This window comes from Chloroflexota bacterium, from assembly GCA_014360905.1.
GTDB lineage: Bacteria > Chloroflexota > Anaerolineae > UBA2200 > UBA2200 > JACIWX01.
Window position 1 is genome coordinate 69,667 of the sequence record JACIWW010000005.1, and the last position, 24,340, is coordinate 94,006.

Consider the following 24,340-nt stretch of genomic DNA (forward strand, 5'->3'; position numbering starts at 1 on the left):
TTGATTCACAGTTTTCTTACCTATCCTGCGACGTTGATCCTCTAACTCAGACGGAACGGATTGAAATCAGTGTGATAATCGTAGTAGTCCTCATTCTCCGTGCGTTTCAGGAAATTGGTGATGGCATATGTGATTGGCGTGGCCAGTGCTTCGATGCCCACCTTGAACACGTAATTTGAGACGATGACGCTACCTAGTAGCGCAGACGGCAACGCCCCATAGAAAGCAATCAACACGAACAGCAAGGTGTCCACGCCCTCACCGACAATCGTAGAGGCAACGGTCCGCGTCCACAGCCAACGACCCTGCGTCCATATCTTCATCTTGGCCAGGACATAAGAGTTGGAGAACTCACCGGAGAAATAGGCAATCAGACTGCCCAGCACAATGCGCGGCGTGATGCCCAGGATAGCCATGTATGCTTCCTGATTGGTCCAACCCGGTGCAGGAGGCAACATTCCCACAATGGCCAGAACCACAGCCATCAAGGCTGTGCAGAAAAAGCCGCTCCAGATAACCCTGCGCGAGCGGATGTAGCCGTACACTTCCGTGAGGATATCGCCAAAGATGTAGCTGATGGGAAAAAGGATCGTTCCACCATCAAAGGTAAAAGGTCCCAACAAAAGGATTTTCGATGAGGCGACGTTGCTGATAATCAGCACCGCCACGAAGAGAACCATCACGAAATCGAAGTACCGGTAAGGTCTTATCGCGTTGGAGTGCTCGGTTGAATTGTTTCCCATTACTCCTGGATATCCGATCATCTGCTGAGCAGCCTAGCTTGTTTATCCCATTTGGTCGTCGGGCATGCCCGCTACCTGCTCTTTCCTCTCTGCTTCTTCAGATCCTTGCACTTGATCTGTACTCTCCCAGAGGTGACAGAAGGCACACAAGTCGGGCACAGTAGTGGGCTGCCCGCAACGCTGGCATTCGCCCAATTCCACTTCGCTCGCTTCGGCAGAAAGCAAGCGCCCCTCTTGCCGCGCCTGCAGAAAACTTAGGTAGAACATCTGCTTGGCCCCAGGAGAACGCTCCTCCAGTTGATTGAGCAACTCTTTGTAGAACAGCGTTGTAGCACCTCGGGAGTATGGGCACTCTTCATAGATGTAATCAATGCCACGCACCAAGGCATAGGCAGCCATCTCACGTTCGTAGAGACGGATCAATGGCTTGACCTTGCGTACCAGCCGAGGATGCGTCGAAAGCAACACAGGCGCCTGGCGCGCGAGGTAACCCGTGGCCCAGTGCAAGGCGTTCTGAAAGAGCACTGCGGCCTCATCGTCAAGATTATGCCCAGTAGCAAGCACGTGGTACCCGCCTTCAAAGGCTACCTGGTTCATGATGTGCCGCTTGACCAGACCACAAGTGCCACAGATGCTGCGTCCCCGTTTGTGACGCGCAACTTCTGGAATGCTCAGACCATATTCGCCCGCCACATTGACCACCATGAAGCGGGCGTTGCGTTCGGCTGCGAACCGCTCGACCTTTTGCTGCGAAACATCGGAATAGCCGCCATTCGCAATGCCAAGGTGGATATATAGCCCATCTGCGGCATAGCCTAGGCGCAACAAAATATCCCACAGGCTCAGGCTATCCTTGCCCCCAGAGATCGCCACCAGCACGCGTTCATCGGGCACAAACATGTGAAAATGCTCGATGGCTCGCTGCACCTGCTGTGGAACCCATTCCAGAAAATGCTCGCCACATAGGCTGAGCCTGTGCTGACGCATGTTGATCACGGCTGTCTCGCCGCACTTCCTACACTTCATCTTCCCTTTCCCAGTTCGCTATCCGCCGGATACCACAGCGATTAGGTGAATCGTGTCATCCGGCTTGACGATGACATCATCCGTAATCAGCCTGCCATTGCGCAGGGCCAATACTGCCTCAGGCTGCAGCCCAATTTTCTTGATGGCATCGCGCACGGTGATATTCCCTTTTAATTCCCACTCTTTATCGCGATAAATTATTTTCATATGTGGCCAGTATCTGCGATTCTACTGCAAAAACGTGCCCCAGACAAGAGCAAAATGCTTGTGTCAGGCATATGGTAACGATCTATTGGCCACCATATAGCAAAAACCCGGCTTCTTTCAGAAACCGGGTTTCCACAGCTCATCTATCGCCTTCGCTTACTGGCTCACTCGTTAGGGGGAGGCGCAATCAAGCCTTCCCTCATCAACAAATGCACCTGGTCGCGTGCCGCCTTGATCATTGCTGAGGCTCTGGCATAGAGTTCTTCACGGGTAGCCTGCAGGCGGGCTACGCCCTGCTCCTGGGCTTTCAAGGCTACGGCGACAGCCTCGCGTGGAAAAACCTCCCACTCTTCCATGGTGGGAATGATATACTCCTCATGAATGCCCTTATCCTGAGCACACTGCGCCAATTCCTGTGCTGCAGCCAGGCACATTTCATCAGTAATCGTACGGGCGCGCACGTCCAGCGTGCCCCGGAAAATGCCCGGGAAACCCAGCGAATTGTTAAGCTGATTGGGCCAATCGGAACGGCCTGTTCCTACGATGCGCGCTCCGGCTTCTTTCGCCTCCCAAGGCCAGATCTCTGGAATCGGGTTAGCGCAAGGGAAAAGAATGGCATCCTTCGCCATGCCTTTCACCCATTCGGGCTTGATCGTACCTGGCCCAGGCTTGGAAAGGGCAATGCATACATCTGCACCACGCAAAGCCTCCGCTATGCCGCCACGGCGGTTTTCGGCATTGCTTTCCTGACAGATAGCCCACTTGTCAGGGAACTGGTCTTGTTTCTCTTCGATGTCCCGGCGTTCTCGATGCAGAATGCCTTGGGAATCCACCACAATGACCTGCCCAAGATCCACTCCACTGGCTCTCAACAGACGCAACGTAGCAACATTCGCGGCGCCAAAGCCAATCATGGCAATTCGTACTGCAGATAACTCTTTGCCTACGATCTTGAGGGCATTGAGCAGCCCAGCCAACAATACCGTGGCCGTCCCCTGCTGGTCATCGTGCCAGACAGGAATCTGAATCTCTGGATCTGCACGCAGCGCATCGAGGATGTAGAAACATTTGGGTTGGGCAATGTCTTCTAGATTGATGCCGCCAAAAGAAGGTTGAATCAGCTTGATCGCACGGATCATTTCATCTGGATCTTTAGTGTCCAAGCAAAGCGGCACGGCATCCACGCCACCCAAATATTTGAAGAGCAAAGCCTTTCCTTCCATAACCGGCAGGCCAGCCTCTGGGCCGATATCCCCCAATCCAAGCACGCGGGTGCAGTCAGAGACGATGGCAATCACATTGGCTTTGTTGGTGTATTCGTAGACAAGCTCAGGCTGGGCAGAGATGGCCTGACACGGAGCTGCTACGCCTGGCGTATACCAGATGGCAAAATCATTCAAGTCCCGAATCGGGCACTTGGCGGTGATTGCTATCTTGCCTTGATAGAGGGGGTGCAGTCGCATAGCCTCTGCGGCAGGTTGTTTCGCTTTTGCTAGCAATTCTTCTATGCTGTACATCTTTCTCCTAGAGTAGAGAGGACATTTCTTAGCACAAGCAGCCTTCAGGTGCCCGCATGGTCTTCAGCCAGCACACGCTGCAAAGCAGCGATTGACACTTGCAGCATACTGTCATCCGGTTCCTGAGTTGTGAGCTGTTGTAGCCAGAGCCCCGGAGCGATGAGAAACCTCACCAGAGCATGGTCATGGTAACGAGCGGTGAATTTGATGAACTCATAAGCCAGAGCAACGACAATAGGCACCAAAGCCAGCCGTGACAGCACGCGCCAGAGCATGGGTGGCCGGCCCAACAGCGCTGAGAGGAGAACGAAGAGGACCAATACAATCAAAAGAAAACTCGTGCCACAGCGTGTATGGGCGATGGGAAAGGGTTTGATTTCCTGAACTGTCAACGGGACGCCTGCTTCATAAGCATTGACGGTCTTGTGTTCTGCCCCATGGTAGGCAAAAACGCGTCGGATATCGGGCAAACTGCGGATGGCAAGTAAGTAAGCCAGGAAAAACAGCACCCGAACCAATCCTTCGGCCAAGTTGCTGAGCAGAGGCACAGTGATATAGCGATCGATCAAACCAACTAGCAACATCGGCAGCAGGACAAAAAGTCCAACGCCAAAGACAAGGGAAAGCAAAAGTGTTCCCCACATCATAGGGCCACCGAACTGCACGTTTTCTTCCGCCAGAGCCACATCAGCGGAGAACATGAGCGAGCGTGTGCCAAGAACCAGAGTGTCCCACAACATGGTCAGTCCGCGCACAAAAGGGAACTTGATAAGGGGGCTGTTGTAGAGCCGAGGGGGCAATGGTTCGCTATGCACCACGATCTCGCCAGAGGGCTTGCGCACAGCCACTGCCATGTGGCTGGCACCACGGATCATCACGCCCTCGATAACGGCTTGACCACCGTAGTGAAATTCTTTCATGCTTCTGCCCTGGGACGAGCTACTTGGTGACACACCCGGCAGCGTGCCTCATAGACCTCTTCAGCTCCCACCAGAATCACCGGGTCATCATAAGCAGCAGGTTTGCCATTGATGAGGCGTTGGGTACGGCTGGCTGGCGCTCCACACTGCTGACAAATCGCTTGCAGTTTATCCACCTGTTCGGCCTGAGCCATCAGGACGGGCATGGGGCCAAATGGCTCGCCCCGGAAATCCATGTCCAACCCGGCTACGATGACGCGCAAGCCACGATTGGCCAACTCGTTTGCTATCTCGGAAATAGCCCAATCGAAGAACTGCGCCTCATCAATTGCCACTACTTCCGTATCTGGATCGAGATGTTTTAAGATATCAGCAGCCTCTGCGACGGGCGTGGCATGAAACTGCGCACCACTATGCGAGGTTACCTTCTCATGCACGTAGCGTGTATCTAGACTTGGCTTGAACACCTGTACCTTCTGTTTGGCAATCACGGCGCGCTTGACCCGGCGGATCAATTCTTCTGTCTTGCCGGAGAACATGGAACCACAGATAACCTCAACCCAGCCCCCTTCATAACGATGGTGAGACACGGCAGTCATTCTCTCCTTTGCTTTGCGATATGATAAAAGAGACAGAGTGGGTACTCTGTCTCTTCCATCTAACTAGCTGCGAGCCTACTCGGATGCAGGGTTTGCAGAGGATTTGGCTTTGCCTCCCGCTTGAGCCTTCTTGTCGTCCTTTGTTGGCCTACCACGGCCCGTCGTTTTGGGACGCGCCTCTGCCCTGCTCTTGCTGACTCGCGCCTTGCCACCGCCTTTGGGTTTTGCCTCCACAGCGGCCTGTTCCAAGGGAAGAGCCTCTTCTGGCGCTGCCTTCTTCTCTTCCTCGGTCACGAATTCGAAGATGCTTTCCTCTTTCTCGCGCTTCTCCATGCGGCGGCGGGCAGTTTCTTCAGCTATTCGCTCCGCCACTTCTTTGCGCCGCTGGAAACGCTCGACCTGACCAGCCGTGTCCACGATGCGCTGCTCGCCGGTAAAGAAGGGATGGCAGGCTGAACACATTTCGGTGTGGATCACTTCCTGTGTAGATCCAGTAGTCCACGTATTGCCACAGGCACAGATAACCTTGGCTTGCGGATAATATTTGGGATGAATATCTTTCTTCATTGTTTCCCTACTGCCTCTCTGGATAGACACTTACACGCTTTTTGTTGCGTGTGATGTCCTCGAATTTCACATAGCCGTCAACAGTGGCAAAGATCGTATAGTCTTTGCCCATATCCACGTTCAACCCAGGGTAGAACCTGGTTCCGCGCTGACGCACGATAATAGTGCCGCTGCGCACCAACTCCCCATCGAAACGCTTCACACCGAGGCGCTTCGATTCACTATCACGGTTATTGCGGTTGCTACCGCCGCTCTTCTTGTGTGCCATGCCCAAACCTCCTCAAGAAACGCAGAATCCCGCTCTGCATAAGCTAACTAGATATTGATCGCCTCAATGCGCAGGCGCGTATATGACTGTCGGTGTCCTTTCTTGACCCGATAGCGCTGCTTGGGACGGAAGCGGAAGATAACTGCCTTACGCTTGAGACCATGCCCCAAGACTGTAGCCGTTACGGAAGCGCCTTTTACCGTCGGCTGGCCAACCTGAACTTTTTCTCCGTCCGCCAAGAGGAGCACACGCTCCAGAGTTACGCTTTGGCCTTGTGCTACCGGCAGCTTCTCCACCTCAACGGTCTGCCCCACTTCTACTTTGTACTGTTTGCCCCCTGTTTCCACAACAGCGTACACCAAATACCTCCAAAGAGAAACATTTACCCCGCTCGCAGGCACAAAAAAAGCTCGCACCTGCGTAGCGGAACTGGAGTATAGCCAGAAGTGGCTATTTTGTCAAAAACCGCTAACGCCCCTGCTGGGATAGTTCACGTGAAAACCAACTAGCGCTTGCCCAACCAGCCTCAAGCCTACGTCTCGCGCACGTCAACGAGTTGGATGCCCAGCTTCTCGAACTCAGGCCACAGTTTTTCCTTGTCCACATCCTGAATTTTCATCGTGATGAGGCGGTTGCTGGGATCCTCTCCCAGGAAAGTGCCCAGTGCTACGATGTTGCCCCCCATTTTGGCCACTTCCTGTGCCATGGCAGCAAGCATTCCCTTTCTTTCAGGCACCAGCAAGGTGAAGCGAGTGCCCTGCGCACGTGCTCCCAGCAACTCGAGGAAAACTTTGAACAAATCCGTCTCCGTAATAATGCCGACTAATTGATCCCCACGCATCACAGGCAGACCACCAATCTTGTTGTCTACCATGATTCGTGCTGCCTCTTCCAAAGGGCAGTCCTCACAGATGGTGATAACCTCTTTGGTCATCAGTTCGCGGACCGTGATCTTGGATGTCAGGTAATTGATTTCCCATACGCTTAGCGAGGTGGCCGGCGATGGCGAGGCATAGAGCAAGTCTTTCTCTGAAACAATACCGACAAGCTTGCCATCCTTGTTCAGGACCGGTAACCGCCGCACCTTGTTGTCGCGCATGATCTTGAGTGCATCATATAGCGACGTATCTTCCCTGACCGTAATTGGATTGTGGGTCATTCTCTCGCGGATTAACATTTGCTCGCCTCCTTCGCATTCAATATTGAATTAGTTTCTGCCGTCAGTTCAGTGCCGACAGCATTCATCTTTTTCCACAGGCTTTAACACCTGTACTTTGCTTTCCCTTCTTCGTAGGCATCTCCGCCATAGGCATCATTGGCTACGATTGCTGGCAATTGCTCTAGCTCCAAGCGCAAGATGGCCTCTGGCCCCAAATCTTCATAAGCAACGAGTGCCGCCTTCTTCACTTTGCTGGCCAGCAGGGCAGCTATACCCCCTGGAACGGCAAAATAGACTGCCTTATATCGCCGCAGCGCCTCCCGCACCTCCATGGAGCGTTTGCCCTTGCCAATCATCCCCTTTAAGCCTGCTGCAAGCAACGCAGGCGTATAGGAGTCCATCCGACCACTAGTTGTCGGCCCTGCTGAACCAATCGGCTTGCCTGGCCTTGCTGGTGATGGCCCCATATAATACACGATTTGGCCGCGTAGGTCAAAGGGCAGTGGCTCCTCCTGCTGCAATGCTTCCACCAGACGCTTGTGTGCAGCATCGCGGGCCACATAGACCATGCCATTGATAGCGACTCTCTCTCCCGCTTTCAGCTGCGCAATCACTTCGTCCGTCAAAGGAGCAGCAATCTGCAGCGGCTTTTTGCTATGGCTTGGCTCGCTCAATCGCCTCTACCTCCATAATCTGCGCATCGCCCTCCACCGTTTTGCTCATGACCCCAATGACTACTACTTTGCTCCTCATGTACGCATCCAGGTCCAGTCCGCTTTCCTTAGCGCTCAGCAGGCAAATGAGCTTGCCTTCGCGATCAACCAAGACATGGGTGCCCTGCATGTAGATCGAAGGCCCCAGTTCTTGGATATATCCCCTGCGCAGGGACAGACGACGGGGCTCAGTGGACGCCTTGACAGCCCGCACTGTGATCTCCTTCATCCAGGGGCTGAGCTCAACAATTTCCCCGGTCACTCGAGCAGTCTCACCAAGAAACTTTCTCACTTCTTCGACCTCCCCTCCCTTGACAACGTAAGTAATCCGCGATTTGGACAGCCACTGCACGCCAATGATCAACTGCCCATCATCGCTCATCACCAGTCCCTCTACTTCGCCCCAATACGCCTCTCTAAGAGTGGGCGTAGGGACTAACGTGGGAGTGGGCGGAACGGGTGTTGACGTTGGGGGTGGTGTCAGAGATGGAGTAGCCGTGGGCTGGCGCATCGGAGCGCATGCAGCAGTAAAGAGCAAAAGTATGCCCAGCATGAGGATCATCGCCCAAGCGAAGGCGACCTTACGCCATCGGTGCATTCGCGCACCTCGTTGAATCCATTCCACGAGCGTGGATTGCCTACACATATTACAACACCGCCTCACTACGCCGCGCGGCATGACATTGCAGATTCACGGCAACAGGCAAACTGGCAATGTGGCAAGGATGGCTGTTGACATGCACTGCCAAAGCGGTAATATTCCCCCCCAGACCCTGCGGCCCAATGCCAAGGCAGTTTACCCGTTGCAGAATTTCTGCTTCCAAAGCAGCGTCTTCGGGATCCTCGCTAGGCTTGCCTACTTCGCGCAGCAAAGCCTCCTTGGCCAGCAAAAGCGCGTAATCTGCCGTTCCGCCTATGCCTACACCAACGATAACTGGCGGGCAGGGATCCGCACCAGACTCATCCACAACTCTGACCACAAAGTCAATGATCCCTTGCCGCCCCATGGCTGGCGCCATCATCTGTAAATAGCTCTTGTTCTCGCTGCCACCACCCTTGGGCATCACCGTAATACGGAGCCGATCTCCAGGCACGATTTTGGTATGGATAATCGGAGGCGTGTTATCCTTCGTGTTCACGCGCAGCGAATAGGGTCGCTCCACCACTGATTTGCGCAGATAGCCCTGTTGGTACCCGCGCCGCACCCCTTCCGCTATACATTGGTTCAGATCTCCGCCAACAACGTGCACGTCTTGCCCTAATTCCAGAAAGACCACGGTGTAGCCAGTGTCTTGACATAGCGGGAACTCGCCGCGTCGGGCAATTTCCGCATTCTCGAGAATTTGACGCAAGAACTCGCGCCCTGTTGGAGACCTTTCTGTCTTAAGTGCCTTCTGCACCGCTTGTGTCACATCCTGGGGCAGATGGTAACATGCTTCGATACACAAACTCGCCACTGTCTCTGCAATTTGTCCACAATCAATCTCGCGCATGCTCAATGCTTTTTACCCTTACTCTATGAATGTCCTAGGACTCGGTTTTGTTCCCCACTCCCAACACGTCTCCTATCAACCCTTGCTCAATTGCCCCTCTCAAGAACTCGTAGTCCTCGGCAGTCAATTCCGCTTTGGCGAGCAAGTCGGGACGACGCTGCGCCGTACGCAGCAATGACTGTTGCCTCCTCCAGCGGGCTACTTCGGTATGATTCCCCGATAACAGCACTTCTGGCACTACCCAGCCGCGAAAGATGGCCGGACGAGTGTAGTGCGGATGCTCCAGCAAGCCGCTGACGTGCGAGTCCTTCAATGGTGCCTGTGGGTCGCCCAATGCCCCTGGCAAAAGGCGAGTAACTGCCTCAACAATCACCATCGCCGGGATCTCCCCACCGCTGAGCACGTAATCACCAATCGAGATTTCGTCTGTAGCCAGATGTTCCCGCACCCGTTCGTCCACGCCCTCATAGCGACCGCAGATGAGCACCAAACGCTCGCGCTGCGCCAGCTCATAGGCAATCGCCTGGTTAAACAGGCGGCCTGCCGGGCTAAGCAAAATGATTTGCGTGGGATCCTCCCTATCCCGCGTTGGCATCGCATCACCTAGGATTGCTTCAACAGCACGGAAAATAGGCTCTGCTTTCATCACCATGCCCCCGCCACCACCGTAGGGCTCATCATCGGTGACATGGTGCTTGTCCAGGGCATACTCTCGAATATTATGCAAAGCAATCGTCACCAAGCCAGATGTAATGGCTCTCTTGAGGATGCTCTCCTCAAAAACACCTGTGAAAAGCGCTGGAAATAAGGTCAGGATATCAAAACGCATGCTCACCTTCCGCGTTTGGACTTTACGAATTTTAACACTGAGACGGAAAAACGTCAACCACCGCTGGGCACAGCTCAAACCCTAAGCCCTCAGGGCCTATATGAGAGTGATATCATGAAGGACGCCATCAACGAATGGGGGCACGAACAAAGGAATGTCAACGCAGTACGTTCGCTGTAAGTTCGTTGATGACTGGTACTTAACAACTCATCCCAGATTGCACCATACCCCCCATTGACCATCGCCATCCTAAGTTGACTTAGCGTGTTATCCATGCTATAATATTAACAAGATCATGCATCGTCTTGCTGGCTTTGCATCCTATGTACTCTACATACTAAGACAATTATGCTCATTAATGGACTCCATTGCTGCGGCGCTACAGCTTCCTGCCAGCAAGCTTTGAGGTCAGAGCTATCAGTCTGAGCTATCAGCGAGCGGAGGAAAGAAATGGATGAAAAAGGGCATCTTATGCAAGCTAGCGACTATTCAAGCTCTGCCCTGAGCCTGGAGGAAATCATCAGCAGCGTTGAAGATGAGCTTCTTGTGGTTGATGGCGAATATCGTGTCCGCCTAGCCAATAGCGCGATGCTACGTAAGCTTCCAGCAACTGTTGCTTCCCCTATTGGCCTGCATTGCTATGAAGTATTCGAAGGCAGAGATGAACCCTGTCATGCTCCCCTGTGGGATTGTCCCCTGACAAGAGTAATGGAAAGCGGCAATCCAGCTACGATCATCCAATTTTTGCAAGGTCCGTCTGGCGAGGCGAACGCCAACAGATACATTAAACTCACCATGTATCCCATCAGAAACCATGAAGGGGCGATCACCGCTGCTGCCTGCGTGAAAAGGGACGTCACTGCAGAAAGACAGTTGGAATCCGAGGTCCTAACCCGTCACCACCAACTCCTAGCACTAAACCGTATCTCCAGTGCCGTAAGTGGATTGTCCCAGTTGGATGAAATCCTGAACGTTGCCCTGGATACCGTGCTTGAAATCATCCATGGCGCCATTGGCGGCATCCTCCTCGTGGACAAGAGGACGCAGACCTTGCAATACCGAGTGCAGCGAGGCTTATCAGCAAAATTCGTCGAAGAGATGCAGCTTCAGATTGGCGAGGGTATCGCAGGGACCGTGGCAAAAACAGGGGAATCCATCCTGGTCAAAGATATCTCCGAAGACCCACGCACTGCACGCCTTGAACTGGTTAGCGCTGAGGGCTTGCGAGGGTTCATTAGTGTGCCGTTAAAAGCAAAGAACGAGGTCGTGGGTGTGATGAATATCGCCAGCCACATGCCCGGCCAATTTGCCAAAGAGGATATGTACCTCCTGGAGTCTATCGGTTACCAACTTGGCACGGCCATCGAACAGGCACGGCTATATGAACGTTTGAGAAACGCTTCTGAGAGATACCAGAAGCTACTGCAACACGCCCTTACCGCTCAAGAAGAGGAGCGAAAGAGAATCGCTCGAGAGCTGCACGATGGCACCAGCCAGATGCTCACTGGCTTGGCATTGAACCTCCAAGCAGCCATGGACTTGGCAGAAATGAATGGCATCCACGATGAAAGAATCGAAGAGAGGCTGCAAAAAGCGCACTCACTGGCAGTCCAGACCAGCATCGAAGTAACCAAGCTCATCAATGACCTCCGCCCCACCTTGTTGGATTCTCTTGGTCTCGCTCCTGCAATCCAGCGTTATGTAGAAACCTGGCTTCAACCCAAGGGCATCAGGACTACTCTGAGAACCCGTGGACACGAGCGGTTGCCCTCGGAGGTCGAGGTGGCACTCTTCCGCATTAGTCAAGAAGCCATCAACAACATCATGAAACACTCTGAGGCCAAGAACGTCCTTATTGACTTGGAGTGCGATGGAGAAAAGTGCCTACTGCGCATCGAGGATGATGGGAAAGGATTTGACGTCCAGGAAATCACCAAAGTGGACAAGACTGGGCGGGGTGTTGGCCTGTTTGGCATGAAAGAAAGGGTTACACTAGTCGGGGGCTCCTGCACAGTGCAATCACAACCTGGCAAAGGCACAGTTATCATCTCTGAGGTTCCATTAACGGGGAGCAGAAAGGATGCTGAAGATCAGGGTGCTGGTAGTAGATGACCATACCATCGTGCGCGATGGCATCTGTTCTCTGCTTTCGCTAGTCAGTGACATCGAGGTAGTTGGTGAGGCTTCCGATGGCAAGGAAGCGGTGAAAAAGGTAAGACAACTGGCGCCAGATGTGGTGCTGATGGACATCGCCATGCCAGTTATCAATGGACTGGAAGCCACGCGGAGGATACGAAAAGAGTTCCCCAATACCAAAGTCCTGGTGCTCACTCAATATGACGATAGGGAGCAGATTTTCTCCATGATTGAAGCAGGAGCAAGAGGCTTTATCACCAAGGTAGCTGCCTCTTCGGAACTCGCTGTGGGCATTCGCGCTGTCTACCGTGGCGAATGCTTTCTATCGCCCTCGGTCGCCAAAGCGCTGGTCGAGGACTATCAGCAAAGGGCGGCACTGGGCGCACGGGATGAACCATACCAGCAATTGACGGATCGAGAAAAAGAGGTGCTCAGGCTCACTGCTGAAGGGTATACCGTGCGGGAGATCGCCGACATCCTCGACATTAGCCCGAAGACAGCCGAAGGATACAAGACCAGTCTCATGGCCAAACTGGACATCCATCGCAAAGCCGATCTCATCAAATATGCCATCCGCAAAGGCCTCGTGACTTTCTGACCATACCAATTCTTCCTCCACGAACCTGGCCTCTCGGCCAGGTTTTTTATTTTTGGAGATAGGGACTTTCCGGGAGAAATTTCCAAACAACACACCTAACCTAACAGGGAAAAACCTGTTTTCAGAAGCCCAGGGATCCGCTATGATGTACTTGCAAATCAGAAGAAAGACTATTGAGTCAAGGGTGACACATGTCAGCAAGACTTGTTTCTATGAACAGAGAGACCTCCTTCGATGACAGCCTCATGCCACCTTGCCAAACAGCCTGTCCTCTGCATATGGAGATTGGCGAATACGTGGATCTAATCGCACAGGGACGGGTCATGGAAGCGCTGCAAGTGATCCGCTCTGGCAACCCCTTCCCCGCCATCTGCGCTTACGTATGCACCCATCCATGTGAGGATGCTTGCCGCCGGGGCCAGGTGGATTATCCCATTGCCATTCGAGCACTGAAGAGGTTCGCCATCGAATTCGGCGGTGACAGGATGATCCAAGAGGAAGCCAGAACCACACACAGTGAGAAAGTTGCCGTGGTTGGCTCCGGGCCAGCAGGCTTGGCTGCCGCTTACTATCTGCGTAAGCTGGGCTATCCCGTTACTATCTTTGAGGCGCATTCTGCCTTGGGTGGCATGTTGCGCGTCGGCATTCCTCAATACCGCTTGCCACGCGAAGTGCTCGACATCGAGGTGCAAAGGCTCACTCAGATGGGAGTGGAAATTCGCACTAACACGCGTGTAGTCTCCCTGGATTTACTCTTCGAACTGGGTTACAAGGCGGTCTTTATCACCATAGGTGCGCATCAGGGCTTGAAACTGGGCATTGAGGGAGAAGAAAGCCCTGGCGTTATAGATGGGGCCACTTTCTTGCGCGAGGTCAATCTAGGATTCCAACCCTCCGTAGGAAATAGTGTTGCAGCCGTAGGCGGAGGGAATGTGGCTATTGATGCCGCACGCACTGCCTTGCGCTTAGGGGCGAGAGAGGTCAAAATCCTGTACCGTCGCACCCGAGCCGAGATGCCGGCAGACCCAGCAGAAATAGAGCAGGCCCTGGAAGAAGGAGTGGAGATTTGCTTCTTAGTGGCTCCGGTCAAGATCACTCGAGAGAACAAGCGTTTGCGCGTAACTTGCATCCGCTTTGAGCTGGGAGCACCCGACGCTTCAGGTAGGCCTCGCCCGGTCCCGATTCCTGGTAGCGAATTCGACATGGGATTCGACACTCTGATTACCGCGATTGGCCAGGCGCCTCGTGTCCCTGAAGATTTTCACCTGCGCATCGGAAAGGGCAGCACGATCCAGGTAGACCCCGTAACCCTCCTGACCAACCGCCCTGGAGTTTTCGCTGGAGGAGATGCTGTGACTGGGCCAGCAACGGTAACCGAGGCTCTCGCTGCAGGCAGGAGAGCCGCACAGCGTATAGATGAATACCTCCAGCACAAATATCCCTTGCCGGAGAAGGAAAAGCCAACCGTTGCCAAGGATCTCCTCTCCAAAACGATCGAGGCAATCCGCAAAGCCTACCGACTTGAGCCAGAGCGTCTTGCACCAAAGGAACGAGTGCAGGGTTTTCGCCCCATAGAACTCATTTACGACTGGCAAAGCGCAGTGAATGAAGCAAGGAGATGTCTGCGCTGTGGTATGGGCGCGGAGATTTTGTTTCAGGATCATTGCGCCACGTGCCTCAACTGCCTGCGCGTTTGTCCATATCACGTACCTTATCTGGACGAAAGTGGCACTATTCAAATACCTGCCGACCAATGCCAGGCGTGTGGCATTTGCGTTGCGGAATGTCCTGCCCAGGCTATTGTGCTGCGCAAGCCACGTGACCGACGGTACATTGACGACGAACTCCATCATGTTTTCGCTACGGCAAAGCAATCTGGCATCCGCCCTCTGATTGTTGGGTTTGCTTGCCAATACGGGTTGTTTGGCACAGGCACTCTGTCCGGCCTGTGGAAAGAGGCACAAGCCAATATCTCGATTGTGCCTGTGCTCTGCGTGGCCACTGTGGAACCTGAGCACATCGTGCGTGCCTTTGAGATGGGCGCAGAGGGCGCATTTGTCGCCGGATGCGGGGAGCAGTGCGCCAGAGAAGACACCAGCTTCTGGGTGAGGCAACGGGTGGAAAAGGTGAGAAGAATACTGAGACAACTTGGGCTGGAGCCAGAACGCGTTCAAGCTTTTAACGTGCGTACTAAAGAGGAAGATGCGGTTCAGTGTTTGAACCAATTTACGGAACAGATTGGCCAGCTCTATCTAGCCGCTGTGCTGGCACAGGAGGTGAAAGCGTGATCGTTGCAGAACAAAAGCCTCTGGACGAAATTCAGCGCATGATCGCACCGTACGAGAAAGTGCTGATCCTCGGTTGTGGTACCTGCATGACCGTGTGCGGCGCTGGCGGAGAGAGGGAGGTCTCTTTGCTGCACAGCGCCTTGCGCCTTGCACAGGCTAGAGCAGGGAGCAACATGCATCAGTTTTCGGAATATACAGTCAAACGCCAATGCGATCCCGAATTCATAGCCCTCCTCGCAGACCGTGTCCGGGAGGTAGATGCTATCCTCTCGCTCGGCTGCGGCATCGGCGTGCAAGTGGCGGCAGAACATTTTCCAGATACACCAGTCCTGCCTGGGGTCAACACGTCGTTTATGGGCGCAGTCAGCGAGCTAGGAGTATGGGATGAACGCTGCGCCGCTTGCGGCGATTGCCGATTGGCCGAGACAGCGGGCATTTGCCCCATCACGCGCTGTACCAAGGGCATACTAAACGGCCCTTGCGCTGGCACCAAGAACGGCAAATGCGAGGCTAACAAGGACATAGACTGTGCCTGGATCTTGATCTACGAGCGACTGGCGAGATTAGGGCAACTGGAGAAAATGCGCCGCTACTATCCGCCGCGTAATTTTCGCACCATCCCCAGACCCAGGCGGCTTGTGAACCTCGTCAAAGCAGATATGGGGGAAGAGCATGGCTAAATCGCTATTCGAGGAGAAATTGAACTCAGGCAAGTTTATCGTTACTGCAGAGGTCGGCCCTCAGAAGGGAGTGGATTGCTCCGACATGGTCCACCATATCAAGTTGCTCAAGGACAAGGTGGATGCGCTCAATGTAACTGATCACCAAAGCTCGGTCATGCGTTTCCCCTCCTTGGGAGGCTGTTTGCTGGTGAAGGAGCTTGGTGGTGAACCAATCCTTCAAGTAACTTGCCGTGACCGCAACCGCCTGGCACTGGAAGCAGACTTACTCTTTGCCTATTCTAGGGGCATCTGCAATGTGCTCTGCCTCACTGGCGATTCCATTGATGTCGGAGATCATAAGGAAGCCAAGCCGGTGTTCGATCTGGATTCGGTGCAATTGCTGCGCTTGATCCGGACGCTGGAATCGGGCAAGGATATGGGAGGCAACGACCTCAAGGGTGCGCCACAGTTTTGTATCGGGGCTTCAGTCCATCCAGCAGCGGATAGGATTGAGCCTCAACTCATCAAGTTTGAGAAGAAAGTTGCCGCCGGGGCGCAGTTTTTCCAAACGCAGGGTATCTACGAATTGGACAGTCTGCGCCGCTTCATGCAGTATGCCTCTCAATTCAATGTCAAGATACTGGCAGGCATCATCCTGATGGCTTCGGTCAGAATGGCGCAATACATGAACGAGAATGTTCCTGGAGTAATTGTGCCCCAATCCGTTATTGACGAACTCGCCAGTGTTGAAAAAGGAAAAGGGTTGCAGAAAGGCATTGAGATCGCTGTAAGGACAATCAAGGCCATCAAGGAACAGAATCTATGTCATGGTGTGCACATCATGGCTGTTGGTAGAGAAAGTGTCGTGCCGGAAATCATCGAGGCGGCTGGATTGTGAACTCAATGGCTGTCCTCGACCTACGCTCGTATGAAGGAGGAAATGGATATGGAGCTGCAAAAGACCATCCTCGTTGTAGACAACGAACCAGAATTCCTGGAATCCTTGCGCAGGACCTTGGAGGCCAAGGGGTATCGTGTGGTCACTGCTAGCAGCAAAGCACAAGCCAAGGAAATCGTCAGCCATGGACAATTCGATGCCTTGATCCTTGGTACGCTCACACCACGGGGAGATGCTTTCGCCTTCCACCAGTGGCTCAAGCAAAACCCAACCACCAAGGAGTTGCCTTTCCTGGTCATTGACGCCCGGCCTGAAAGGAGGCTCCTCGAGGGCTGGAGGAGAGATGAAGGAATGCAGCTAGAGGCGGATGATTATGTAGCCAAGCCCATTGAGCCTGCCATGCTGGTGCCGCGCATCCAACGGTTGCTCGAGCGGGCACCGGAGAGGATCAAGGTCTTGGTGGTGGATGACCACACCGTGGTCAGGGAAGGCATTCGTGCCGTGCTGATGCTACAACGGGATATGGAAGTGGTTGGCGAAGCAGTGGATGGACGCGATGCCGTGCAAAAAGCCCTGGAACTCCTTCCGGACGTGATCGTTATGGATATCGTCATGCCGACCATGGGCGGACTGGAAGCCGCGAAGGAGATCTGCCGCGCGTACCCCAAGGCCAAGGTTTTGATCCTGACTCAGTATGATGACAAGGAAAACCTACTCGCTGCCGCACAAGCCGGGGCCTATGGCTTCATCCCCAAGCGAGCCGCCAGTTCCAAACTCGTGGCAGGGATCAGAACCGTATACCAAGGCCAGTACTTCGAGCCCATTATCGCCGCATGATGACGCCCAAGCCCTCGCGCTTGTAGTGAGCACGTCACCACGGATAGGTTTGTAGTGAGCGCTTGCAGCGCCTGAAACGCACTGCACGTGTACATTAATGTGTGCTTCCTAGGTGTGCTCGTGCAGTGTTTTTGTTTCTAGCAAGTGTCTTGGCGCTTGGATGCCTCTCATGTCCAGGATTCACTGTGACAATCTGTGCTAGTCGCCTTTTGGCCAAATGCGCATTCCATAGGTATAATGAAATATCTTCCAATCCATCTCAGTCTGGAGGAGCGCTATGGAAATCAAAATTGTCAAGATCGAAAAACCCGATGACGTCAACTTCATCCTAGGTCAGTCGCACTTTATCAAGACCGTCGAAGATCTGTACGAAGCTCTGGTCAGCGCCGTACCAGGTATCAAGTTCGGGCTGGCCTTCTGTGAGTCATCCGGTGCTTGTCTGGTGCGCTGGATTGGCACCGATGACGAGATGACCGAATTAGCAAAGAATAACGCCTACGCTCTTTCTGCTGGCCATGCGTTCATCATCTTCCTTAAGAACGCCTATCCCATCAATGTGCTCAATGCAATCAAAATGGTGCCCGAGGTATGCCGCATTTACTGCGCCACCGCCAACCCGGTGGAGGTGGTCATCGCCGAGACCGAGACCGGCCGTGGCATCCTCGGTGTGATAGATGGACTGAAATCCAAGGGCATTGAGGACGAGGAAGGCATCGCCTGGCGCACCAGTTTCCTGCGCAAGATTGGATACAAACTGGGGCAGTAATGCCTAGCCACTGGTGAGGCAATACAAACAAGCCCATTCCGGTGCTTGTCTTGCCTGGGTATTCTGTGTCTTCTGCGCCTAACGTTAGGATACCTTTGCAAGCACTGCCTGATAGAGTTCTGCCAGATCTACCAGTTCCACATAGCCCTTAGCTTCGCCAAGCACATCCCGCGCTGCCTCATGATCAGACTTGGGCACGATCAGCAGCACAGGGATGTCATGGGTCATGCAAGAGAATAGGAGATCCTTAGGCTTCATCACCCTTTCCGGCACGGGCAAGAGTTTGTGGAGATACCCGATGACCACGGCAATGTGATCAGCAGGGACTAAATGGTTAATGTACTTTACCATGGCCGTCGAATCCGTTGCTAATAGGCACAGTGCCAATGCCTCTAACTGCTAGCTAGGCAAGTACTAAGGGATCTGTGCCTTCCAGATAACCTACGTTTGCTATTTGCGTCTCCTATCCCATAGAATTCTGTATCAGGATTATAGTGGGAATCGGCTGCCTCTCAAAGAGCGCAACACTGCTCAGAACCACTTCTCCTGCAGCGTCAAGAGGAAGCCCTCTTTCTTCATATGCGCCAATTCATCGGCGATGCGTTTCCACAGGTAGCCGCTGTCCGGTCGCATGGCGATGACATACTGCTCATCGCTCAAGAATTTTTTCAAGTACCGTATACCCCCGGGGTCATGGACAAAGCAATAGGCAGAGACGCTGTCCACAATCGCTGCATTCACTTCTCCCGCGCGCAACGCTTGTAATGCTTCCCACGAGGACGCGAAGGGCACGATCTGCAAGGGTATGCATGCCTGCTCTTGGATGCGTCGCGCTTCGAGATGGCCTGCACTCCCCAAGGACACGCCCACGCGCTTGTCTCCAAGGCTGTTTACACTCGCGATGCGCCGTTCTCCTTCTCTTACCGCCAGCAAAAGACCCGCATTGAAATAGGAAGGCGAGTAGAGCACATCCTCTGTCAGCGTTTCATCATAGGGCAAGGCGGAAACCAACAGGTCGCATTTGCCGGTCAGAAGCGCATCGTAGAGGCCGTCGAAGTGGATATTGATAAACTCGGCGCGCACCCCCCAGCGCCGTGCCAGCTCCTCCACCAAATCCACATCGTAGCCGTAGAAACGCCCGAACTCATCCTGCACCTCAAAAGGCGGGTAGGTAGCGTCCATGCCCACGCGCACCACGCCACTTTTTTGAATTTGCTCCCAGGTGGGGTCGGTACCCCCGCCAAACCAGGTGCGAATCTCGAGAAAAGCCAGCGCCCAGCAGCCCAAAGCCAGGACAAGCCATAGCCACCGCGACCAAGTGCCCTGTACCCTCATTCCTCTCCCCCGCTCAGCCCATCATTGTCCACCTGCCCTCTCCCACTGCATGCATCTTGCCCTTCATGCTTTCGCTTAGTAATACGTCAAGCGCCACGATCAACTGACCGTTCGTCGCCCTGTTGCTCGTGTCTTACCCCCTTTATGCTTTGCGCGGACCACAGTCCGCGCTATCGCTACGGCATATTGCTGCTTCTTGCTATTCATTCTATGCCCGGGAGTCCTGTCCGTGCATAATTCTGCACCTCGCTATAGATAAGCTTGGGCGTGAACCCAGGGGTAACGAAGGTGAAACCATCCTGAAAGTTGCGCGCCGGCCGCGGATAGCGAAAAGCCCACATCGCGACCATCTGGCACCAGGGCCATTCCTCCTGCGCCTTCTCGTAAGCGCGTAGGGTGTATGCGATGCGCAACCCTGGCGGCACCGCCTTTGCCCAGCGCGGATGGTCATTCCAACCCGCCTCCGTGATGAAACAAGGCAAATCGCCATCGCCGTTGCGCGCCATGACCTCGTGGATCAGCTCCGCGCGAGCAAAGTTGATTACGTTGGGAGCGGCTGGGTCTTCCGGGGGCAAAGTCCAACCATAAGCATGGACGGCTACTCCATCGAAGTAGCCCCGCGCTCCAGCATCGTACATGCGCTGCAGGAACTCCAAATCGTCCATGCCCCACTCACTGCCCGGCGGAGCCAGCGTCGGTGCCAAGCCAGCCGCCAGCACCATCACATTTGGATCCGCCTCCTTAGCCCGTCTGTAGGCTGCCTGCAACAAACGCGTATAGGCAGCGGGATCCGGCTGGCGATAGCCCCACTCAAAACTCAGGTTAGGTTCATTCCAGATAATGATGTAGCGGATGCGTCCGGAGAAATGCCCTACAAAGGCATAGATGAAATCGGCATAATCGGCGAAATGCTCTTCGAGCAGATAACGCGGGGTAGTCTGTTCTGGACGCGCCCAGTCCGGTACAAAGTCAATGCGTGCCAGCACCGCCAGGCCCTGCGCCAGGGCGTGATTCACCACCAGGTCGGGGTGTGACCAATCGTAGCGTCCTTTCTCCCGTTCGTAGTAACCCCAGGGGAAATACTCCACGATCCAAGGGGCACCCATCTCGCGCACCATCTCCAGCGTGCGCTTGATCTTCCACTCCTCGACTTCGTCGGTCAGGCGCGTGTGGACACCCATCTTGGGATTGACCGTCTCTACCCTCTGCGGTGGCCCGATGCGCACCACCGGCTGGGGCACCCGTCCCGCCAGCCAGAGCAGAGGCAATATCAGGAGCGTGCGCACAAAGAGGGGATGTTGCGCGATCTTGCGCAGATACAGCCAGGCGTTACGGAAGAAAGAGAGACGATGCATGGCACTATTGTAGCGTCAATGCGCGGAACCGGCAATACTACATCTAGTCCAATCATCCCCCCTAGCCCTCCTTACTAAGGGGGGAAGGGGGAATCAGTCCCATCCCGGCAAGCGGGATTCTTTTATTTCCACTTTTGTCAAAACAAAGTATGGGGCTATTTGGCAAATTGCCTCCCTTATATTTGCCCACCCCTTTGCACCTATGCTATACTATGCTGCAGGAACGATTATGGACACTATGACGCGCAATCGCATCCGTGGTTGTGCCATAGGCGCTGCGGTCGGTGACGCGCTGGGCATGCCGCTGGAGGGTAGCTGGCGCCAGCCCGTTGATCGCCTGGTGCGTGACATGCGCGCCGGGCGCCTGCCGGCTGGCACGATTACTGATGATACAGAGATAGCTTTGGCACTGGCGGAGAGCCTGCTTACCCGCCGTCCCTTGGACCCTGTAGACCTCGCGCAGCGCTTTGCTGCTTGGTTTCGCGCTGGGCCGGACGACATCGGCAATCAGACCTATGCCGTGCTAGCGCGCATCGCTGCGGGAGAATCCTGGGAAGAAGCAGTAGAAGCAGTGCAGCGGCGCTGGCCTGAATCAGCCGGCAATGGTTCCGTGATGCGCTGCTGGCCAGTGGCTTTGGCGCATTGGAATGACACTGCCGCTGTCAGCCAGCCAGAGCATGGCTTGGAAGCGCTGCTCGCAGACAGCCGTCTGCAGAGCCAGGTCACCCATCCACATCCCGACTGCGTGGCAAGCAGCGCCTTTGTCAACGCCGCCATTTACTATCTATTGCACGGCATGGCGCCATCCGACGCCATCGCTCAAGCCCTGGAGACAGTAGAGATGCCAGAGCCGCTACGGGCAGTCATCGTGGCTGCTCCGAGCCGAAAGCGCGAGGAGCTCGCCAACAGCGGGTGGGTGCGCCATACGCTGGAGAGCGCGGTGTGGGGCTTGCTCAACACGGATACCTTTGAGGAAGCGCTGGTGCAGGTGGTGAACCTGGGCGGTGATGCCGATTCGGCTGGCTCGGTGGTGGGAGCATTGGCTGGTGCTGCATACGGTCTGGATGCCATCCCTCTGCGCTGGCAGCAAGCCCTGCGCGCGGAATGGCCCCTGCGCAGCGGACGCATCTGGCAAGTAGATGACTTTATTGCCTTGGCCGATGCCTTGGCCAAAGAGGCCGGCAGTGCCAATTGCCAGCTCAGGGATAACAGTATCCCAAGTACCCGCTTGTTGCATCCATAACTTACAGTATATGACATGAAGAAACAATCGTACGAGTTCTTTGGCTTGCTTTCCTTGGCATTAGTGACTCTAAGCTATATCGCTCTTGCTCGCTACACGGCTTGGAGTTCTTATCATATCTGGGTTACTGCCTGCAGTGTAGCAACCTTTGCCATCTATGGCTTGGACAAGGGCATCTCGAAGGTCAACGACCATCGTCCCCAAGGGAAGAGCCTGAGCCGCGCGCCGGAGAGTCTGCTGCATCTCCTCGCTTTGCTGGGTGGTTTCCCAGGAGGTTGGCTGGGCATGATCTTCTTCAGCCACAAAACTAACTTCCGCAAGCACCCCAGCATATGGTTCTTCCTATCCCTGGGAGCCGCCATTCACATCATGCTGAATAAATATCACTTCTTTGCCGCCAAGTGAGGACAGAATCCACATACATCCCTTGTTGGCCAAAGATTTCACAACAGACTGGTTCATCGCAAATGATTAAAGCATTCATCTTCGACCTCGATGGCACACTGGTACAAACTGAACCGATGAAAAACAGGGCTTACATACAGGCTGCGCATGAGTTATCTCCCAATAGCCTGAATGAAGCAGAATTGTGGCAGGCTTGCACGGAATTGATCGGCGTCCCAGCACCGGAGACAGCGATGGCACTGGTGCAACGCTTCGGTCTGGAGGAAGCGGCGCGGGCGCGCATGGCGGAGTTCGGGGTTGCTTCTCCGTGGCAGGCCTATTCGCGGTTGCAGTTGCGCTATTATAATCGGTTGTTGGATGACGTGGCGGCGTTGCGCCGCGCACAATTGCCGCACAATGTTGCGCTGCTGCACGAGGTGCGCCGGGATGGGTACAAGACGGCTCTGGCCACCATGTCCTACCGTCATGAGACACTCCGCGTGCTACAGGCACTGGATTTGGCAGAGGCATTCGATGCCATCGTAACGCAGGATGAGGTGAAGGAAGGCAAGCCCGATCCGGAAATCTACCGGCGCGTTGCCCAGGCTCTGGGTATTGCCCCAGCAGCCTGTCTGGTCATCGAGGATTCCTTGTCGGGAGTGCAAGCGGCACTGGCCGCGGGGATGTGGTGCATTGCTGTGCCTACTTCTCTGACAAGCCAGGCGCTTCACGACGCGCACGTGCTGGATGAGCGCTGGATTGTAGATGAGCCGACTGCGCTCAGGGCAGTTGTGCAGCAAATAATTGCGGAGGGGAAGAAAACATGGAACTAGGCATGATCGGGTTGGGCAGGATGGGCGGGAACATGGCGCGGCGTCTGCTACGTGCTGGGCACCGCGTGGTGGGCTATGACAGCGACCCACAAAAGGTACAGGACCTAGTCCAGGAGGGCGTGAAGGGGGCTCGCTCCCTCGCTGATGTAGTGGACAAGCTGCGTCCGCCCCGTATCGTGTGGTGCATGTTGCCGGCCGGCGAAGCCACAGAGAGCGCGATCGAAGCACTCATCCCGCTGCTGGACAAGGGCGATGTAATCATTGATGGCGGGAATGCAAACTACAAAGACACCCTCCGCCGCAGCGCTCATGTGCGCGAACATGGCTTGCATTTCGTGGATGTAGGAACTAGCGGCGGCATTTGGGGGCTGACCGAAGGCTACTGCCTGATGATTGGTGGCGAGGAGATCATTGTGCAGCAACTCGTCCCCATCTTCCAAGCCTTGGCCCCTGCTCCCGACAAGGGCTGGGGGCATGTGGGGCCAAATGGGGCTGGGCATTTCGTGAAGATGGTGCACAATGGCATCGAGTATGGCTTGATGCAGTCCTACGCAGAGGGATTTGAGATCCTCCATAGCAAGAAAGAGTTCCCTCTTGATTTGCATCAAATCGCCCAAATCTGGCGCTATGGCAGCGTGATCCGCTCTTGGCTGCTCGACCTCACCGCTGCTGCTCTACAGGAAGACCAAAGCCTGAGTGGCGTTAAAGGCTGGGTGGCAGATTCGGGCGAGGGACGTTGGACGGTCGCCGAGGCCATTGACCTGGATGTGCCTGCCCCAATTCTGACCCTGTCATTGTTGATGCGCCTGGCCAGCCGGCAGGAGGAAAGCTACGCTGCCAAGTTATTGGCTGTGATGCGGAAATGGTTCGGCGGGCATGAGGTGAGACGTGAAGCGTAATGCGTGATAAGTGAGGAGTGATAGGTGAGGAGTGATGCGAACGGCCTGCTCAATTTGTTTTTTCT

At 54.6% G+C, this 24,340-nt stretch carries 28 protein-coding genes; 11 read left to right on the plus strand and 17 right to left on the minus strand.

Features of this window, described 5'->3' with window-relative positions:
• Positions 1 to 41: 41 nt before the first annotated feature.
• The 14 genes from H5T67_03650 to trmD all read right to left on the minus strand — a co-directional run bounded on the left by H5T67_03650 (position 42) and on the right by trmD (position 10,041).
• Positions 42 to 743 carry a queuosine precursor transporter gene (locus H5T67_03650; protein MBC7244413.1) on the minus strand — a complete coding sequence of 234 codons (702 nt, stop codon included), beginning with the start codon at positions 741 to 743 and terminating at the stop codon, positions 42 to 44.
• 42 nt (positions 744 to 785) lie between these two features.
• The gene (locus tag H5T67_03655; GenBank protein MBC7244414.1) at positions 786 to 1,769 is read right to left on the minus strand and encodes a TIGR00269 family protein; all 984 of its coding nucleotides are present in this window, start codon (positions 1,767 to 1,769) and stop codon (positions 786 to 788) included.
• A gap of 18 nt (positions 1,770 to 1,787) precedes the next feature.
• Positions 1,788 to 1,976 (minus strand): MoaD/ThiS family protein, encoded by a 189-nt coding sequence (locus H5T67_03660; GenBank protein MBC7244415.1) that lies wholly within the window; start codon positions 1,974 to 1,976, stop codon positions 1,788 to 1,790.
• Positions 1,977 to 2,140: 164 nt separating this feature from the next.
• Complete coding sequence (locus tag H5T67_03665; GenBank protein ID MBC7244416.1) at positions 2,141 to 3,493, minus strand: NADP-dependent malic enzyme; 1,353 nt, start codon at positions 3,491 to 3,493, stop codon at positions 2,141 to 2,143.
• 44 nt (positions 3,494 to 3,537) lie between these two features.
• Complete coding sequence (locus H5T67_03670; protein MBC7244417.1) at positions 3,538 to 4,413, minus strand: DUF1385 domain-containing protein; 876 nt, start codon at positions 4,411 to 4,413, stop codon at positions 3,538 to 3,540.
• Positions 4,410 to 5,012, minus strand: coding sequence for a thymidine kinase (locus H5T67_03675; GenBank protein MBC7244418.1), 603 nt, complete (start codon positions 5,010 to 5,012; stop codon positions 4,410 to 4,412). The genes H5T67_03670 and H5T67_03675 overlap by 4 nt, the downstream gene beginning before the upstream one ends.
• A 75-nt stretch (positions 5,013 to 5,087) precedes the next feature.
• Complete coding sequence (rpmE, locus tag H5T67_03680; protein MBC7244419.1) at positions 5,088 to 5,579, minus strand: 50S ribosomal protein L31; 492 nt, start codon at positions 5,577 to 5,579, stop codon at positions 5,088 to 5,090.
• A 7-nt stretch (positions 5,580 to 5,586) separates the two neighbouring features.
• On the minus strand, positions 5,587 to 5,847 hold the full coding sequence (gene rpmA, locus H5T67_03685) for a 50S ribosomal protein L27 (GenBank protein MBC7244420.1): 261 nt from the start codon (positions 5,845 to 5,847) through the stop codon (positions 5,587 to 5,589).
• Positions 5,848 to 5,894: 47 nt separating this feature from the next.
• A complete protein-coding gene (gene rplU / locus H5T67_03690) occupies positions 5,895 to 6,206 on the minus strand; it encodes a 50S ribosomal protein L21 (GenBank protein MBC7244421.1) in 312 nt (103 codons plus the stop codon).
• A 173-nt stretch (positions 6,207 to 6,379) separates the two neighbouring features.
• Positions 6,380 to 7,024, minus strand: a complete 645-nt coding sequence (locus H5T67_03695) for a CBS domain-containing protein (GenBank protein ID MBC7244422.1) — start codon at positions 7,022 to 7,024, stop codon at positions 6,380 to 6,382.
• 83 nt (positions 7,025 to 7,107) lie between these two features.
• Complete coding sequence (locus tag H5T67_03700; GenBank protein MBC7244423.1) at positions 7,108 to 7,650, minus strand: Fe-S-containing hydro-lyase; 543 nt, start codon at positions 7,648 to 7,650, stop codon at positions 7,108 to 7,110.
• A gap of 10 nt (positions 7,651 to 7,660) precedes the next feature.
• Positions 7,661 to 8,317 (minus strand): hypothetical protein, encoded by a 657-nt coding sequence (locus H5T67_03705; GenBank protein MBC7244424.1) that lies wholly within the window; start codon positions 8,315 to 8,317, stop codon positions 7,661 to 7,663.
• 49 nt (positions 8,318 to 8,366) lie between these two features.
• The gene (locus H5T67_03710) at positions 8,367 to 9,212 is read right to left on the minus strand and encodes a fumarate hydratase (GenBank protein ID MBC7244425.1); all 846 of its coding nucleotides are present in this window, start codon (positions 9,210 to 9,212) and stop codon (positions 8,367 to 8,369) included.
• Positions 9,213 to 9,246: 34 nt separating this feature from the next.
• Positions 9,247 to 10,041, minus strand: a complete 795-nt coding sequence (trmD, locus tag H5T67_03715; protein MBC7244426.1) for a tRNA (guanosine(37)-N1)-methyltransferase TrmD — start codon at positions 10,039 to 10,041, stop codon at positions 9,247 to 9,249.
• Positions 10,042 to 10,491: 450 nt separating this feature from the next.
• Here trmD and H5T67_03720 point away from each other — a divergent pair, with 450 nt between their 5' ends.
• The 7 genes from H5T67_03720 to H5T67_03750 all read left to right on the plus strand — a co-directional run bounded on the left by H5T67_03720 (position 10,492) and on the right by H5T67_03750 (position 18,226).
• A complete protein-coding gene (locus H5T67_03720) occupies positions 10,492 to 12,153 on the plus strand; it encodes a GAF domain-containing protein (GenBank protein MBC7244427.1) in 1,662 nt (553 codons plus the stop codon).
• The gene (locus tag H5T67_03725; protein ID MBC7244428.1) at positions 12,122 to 12,775 is read left to right on the plus strand and encodes a response regulator transcription factor; all 654 of its coding nucleotides are present in this window, start codon (positions 12,122 to 12,124) and stop codon (positions 12,773 to 12,775) included. Before H5T67_03720 ends, H5T67_03725 begins: the two co-directional genes overlap by 32 nt.
• 212 nt (positions 12,776 to 12,987) lie before the next feature.
• On the plus strand, positions 12,988 to 15,063 hold the full coding sequence (locus H5T67_03730; protein MBC7244429.1) for an FAD-dependent oxidoreductase: 2,076 nt from the start codon (positions 12,988 to 12,990) through the stop codon (positions 15,061 to 15,063).
• A complete protein-coding gene (locus tag H5T67_03735; protein ID MBC7244430.1) occupies positions 15,060 to 15,743 on the plus strand; it encodes a methylenetetrahydrofolate reductase C-terminal domain-containing protein in 684 nt (227 codons plus the stop codon). The genes H5T67_03730 and H5T67_03735 overlap by 4 nt, the downstream gene beginning before the upstream one ends.
• Entirely contained in the window at positions 15,736 to 16,623 is an 888-nt protein-coding gene (locus H5T67_03740; GenBank protein ID MBC7244431.1) for a methylenetetrahydrofolate reductase, read from the plus strand. The genes H5T67_03735 and H5T67_03740 overlap by 8 nt, the downstream gene beginning before the upstream one ends.
• Positions 16,624 to 16,671: 48 nt before the next feature.
• Positions 16,672 to 17,460: a response regulator gene (locus tag H5T67_03745; protein MBC7244432.1), complete on the plus strand. Its 789-nt coding sequence runs from the start codon at positions 16,672 to 16,674 to the stop codon at positions 17,458 to 17,460.
• 277 nt (positions 17,461 to 17,737) lie between these two features.
• The gene (locus H5T67_03750; protein MBC7244433.1) at positions 17,738 to 18,226 is read left to right on the plus strand and encodes an adenosine-specific kinase; all 489 of its coding nucleotides are present in this window, start codon (positions 17,738 to 17,740) and stop codon (positions 18,224 to 18,226) included.
• Positions 18,227 to 18,310: 84 nt separating this feature from the next.
• Here H5T67_03750 and H5T67_03755 read toward each other — a convergent pair whose 3' ends face one another.
• The 3 genes from H5T67_03755 to H5T67_03765 form a co-directional block, all read right to left on the minus strand.
• The gene (locus tag H5T67_03755) at positions 18,311 to 18,577 is read right to left on the minus strand and encodes a hypothetical protein (protein ID MBC7244434.1); all 267 of its coding nucleotides are present in this window, start codon (positions 18,575 to 18,577) and stop codon (positions 18,311 to 18,313) included.
• 180 nt (positions 18,578 to 18,757) lie between these two features.
• A complete protein-coding gene (locus H5T67_03760) occupies positions 18,758 to 19,561 on the minus strand; it encodes an amino acid ABC transporter substrate-binding protein (protein MBC7244435.1) in 804 nt (267 codons plus the stop codon).
• Positions 19,562 to 19,764: 203 nt separating this feature from the next.
• On the minus strand, positions 19,765 to 20,916 hold the full coding sequence (locus H5T67_03765; protein ID MBC7244436.1) for a hypothetical protein: 1,152 nt from the start codon (positions 20,914 to 20,916) through the stop codon (positions 19,765 to 19,767).
• A 229-nt stretch (positions 20,917 to 21,145) separates the two neighbouring features.
• Between H5T67_03765 and H5T67_03770 the strand changes: the two genes are divergently transcribed.
• The 4 genes from H5T67_03770 (at position 21,146) to gnd (ending at position 24,275) form a co-directional block, all read left to right on the plus strand.
• A complete protein-coding gene (locus H5T67_03770; protein ID MBC7244437.1) occupies positions 21,146 to 22,159 on the plus strand; it encodes an ADP-ribosylglycohydrolase family protein in 1,014 nt (337 codons plus the stop codon).
• 15 nt (positions 22,160 to 22,174) lie between these two features.
• A complete protein-coding gene (locus H5T67_03775) occupies positions 22,175 to 22,564 on the plus strand; it encodes a DUF1294 domain-containing protein (protein MBC7244438.1) in 390 nt (129 codons plus the stop codon).
• A 62-nt stretch (positions 22,565 to 22,626) separates the two neighbouring features.
• On the plus strand, positions 22,627 to 23,376 hold the full coding sequence (locus H5T67_03780; protein MBC7244439.1) for an HAD family phosphatase: 750 nt from the start codon (positions 22,627 to 22,629) through the stop codon (positions 23,374 to 23,376).
• A complete protein-coding gene (gnd, locus tag H5T67_03785; protein MBC7244440.1) occupies positions 23,367 to 24,275 on the plus strand; it encodes a decarboxylating 6-phosphogluconate dehydrogenase in 909 nt (302 codons plus the stop codon). The genes H5T67_03780 and gnd overlap by 10 nt, the downstream gene beginning before the upstream one ends.
• Positions 24,276 to 24,340 lie beyond the last annotated feature (65 nt).

What these genes read in the sequence shown, in the direction of transcription:
- H5T67_03780 (MBC7244439.1), top strand. Translation starts at nt 22,627, where the DNA reads ATGATTAAAGCATTCATCTTCGACCTCGATGGCACACTGGTACAAACT.
- H5T67_03775 (MBC7244438.1), top strand. Translation starts at nt 22,175, where the DNA reads ATGAAGAAACAATCGTACGAGTTCTTTGGCTTGCTTTCCTTGGCATTA.
- H5T67_03720 (MBC7244427.1), top strand. Translation starts at nt 10,492, where the DNA reads ATGGATGAAAAAGGGCATCTTATGCAAGCTAGCGACTATTCAAGCTCT.
- H5T67_03765 (MBC7244436.1), bottom strand. Translation starts at nt 20,916, where the DNA reads ATGCATCGTCTCTCTTTCTTCCGTAACGCCTGGCTGTATCTGCGCAAG.
- H5T67_03650 (MBC7244413.1), bottom strand. Translation starts at nt 743, where the DNA reads ATGGGAAACAATTCAACCGAGCACTCCAACGCGATAAGACCTTACCGG.
- H5T67_03670 (MBC7244417.1), bottom strand. Translation starts at nt 4,413, where the DNA reads ATGAAAGAATTTCACTACGGTGGTCAAGCCGTTATCGAGGGCGTGATG.
- H5T67_03710 (MBC7244425.1), bottom strand. Translation starts at nt 9,212, where the DNA reads ATGCGCGAGATTGATTGTGGACAAATTGCAGAGACAGTGGCGAGTTTG.
- H5T67_03655 (MBC7244414.1), bottom strand. Translation starts at nt 1,769, where the DNA reads ATGAAGTGTAGGAAGTGCGGCGAGACAGCCGTGATCAACATGCGTCAG.
- H5T67_03725 (MBC7244428.1), top strand. Translation starts at nt 12,122, where the DNA reads ATGCTGAAGATCAGGGTGCTGGTAGTAGATGACCATACCATCGTGCGC.
- H5T67_03755 (MBC7244434.1), bottom strand. Translation starts at nt 18,577, where the DNA reads ATGGTAAAGTACATTAACCATTTAGTCCCTGCTGATCACATTGCCGTG.
- rpmE (MBC7244419.1), bottom strand. Translation starts at nt 5,579, where the DNA reads ATGAAGAAAGATATTCATCCCAAATATTATCCGCAAGCCAAGGTTATC.
- H5T67_03695 (MBC7244422.1), bottom strand. Translation starts at nt 7,024, where the DNA reads ATGTTAATCCGCGAGAGAATGACCCACAATCCAATTACGGTCAGGGAA.
- H5T67_03745 (MBC7244432.1), top strand. Translation starts at nt 16,672, where the DNA reads ATGGAGCTGCAAAAGACCATCCTCGTTGTAGACAACGAACCAGAATTC.
- H5T67_03660 (MBC7244415.1), bottom strand. Translation starts at nt 1,976, where the DNA reads ATGAAAATAATTTATCGCGATAAAGAGTGGGAATTAAAAGGGAATATC.
- H5T67_03740 (MBC7244431.1), top strand. Translation starts at nt 15,736, where the DNA reads ATGGCTAAATCGCTATTCGAGGAGAAATTGAACTCAGGCAAGTTTATC.
- H5T67_03705 (MBC7244424.1), bottom strand. Translation starts at nt 8,317, where the DNA reads ATGCACCGATGGCGTAAGGTCGCCTTCGCTTGGGCGATGATCCTCATG.
- H5T67_03760 (MBC7244435.1), bottom strand. Translation starts at nt 19,561, where the DNA reads ATGAGGGTACAGGGCACTTGGTCGCGGTGGCTATGGCTTGTCCTGGCT.
- rpmA (MBC7244420.1), bottom strand. Translation starts at nt 5,847, where the DNA reads ATGGCACACAAGAAGAGCGGCGGTAGCAACCGCAATAACCGTGATAGT.
- H5T67_03770 (MBC7244437.1), top strand. Translation starts at nt 21,146, where the DNA reads ATGGACACTATGACGCGCAATCGCATCCGTGGTTGTGCCATAGGCGCT.
- gnd (MBC7244440.1), top strand. Translation starts at nt 23,367, where the DNA reads ATGGAACTAGGCATGATCGGGTTGGGCAGGATGGGCGGGAACATGGCG.
- H5T67_03730 (MBC7244429.1), top strand. Translation starts at nt 12,988, where the DNA reads ATGAACAGAGAGACCTCCTTCGATGACAGCCTCATGCCACCTTGCCAA.
- H5T67_03750 (MBC7244433.1), top strand. Translation starts at nt 17,738, where the DNA reads ATGGAAATCAAAATTGTCAAGATCGAAAAACCCGATGACGTCAACTTC.
- H5T67_03665 (MBC7244416.1), bottom strand. Translation starts at nt 3,493, where the DNA reads ATGTACAGCATAGAAGAATTGCTAGCAAAAGCGAAACAACCTGCCGCA.
- H5T67_03675 (MBC7244418.1), bottom strand. Translation starts at nt 5,012, where the DNA reads ATGACTGCCGTGTCTCACCATCGTTATGAAGGGGGCTGGGTTGAGGTT.
- trmD (MBC7244426.1), bottom strand. Translation starts at nt 10,041, where the DNA reads ATGCGTTTTGATATCCTGACCTTATTTCCAGCGCTTTTCACAGGTGTT.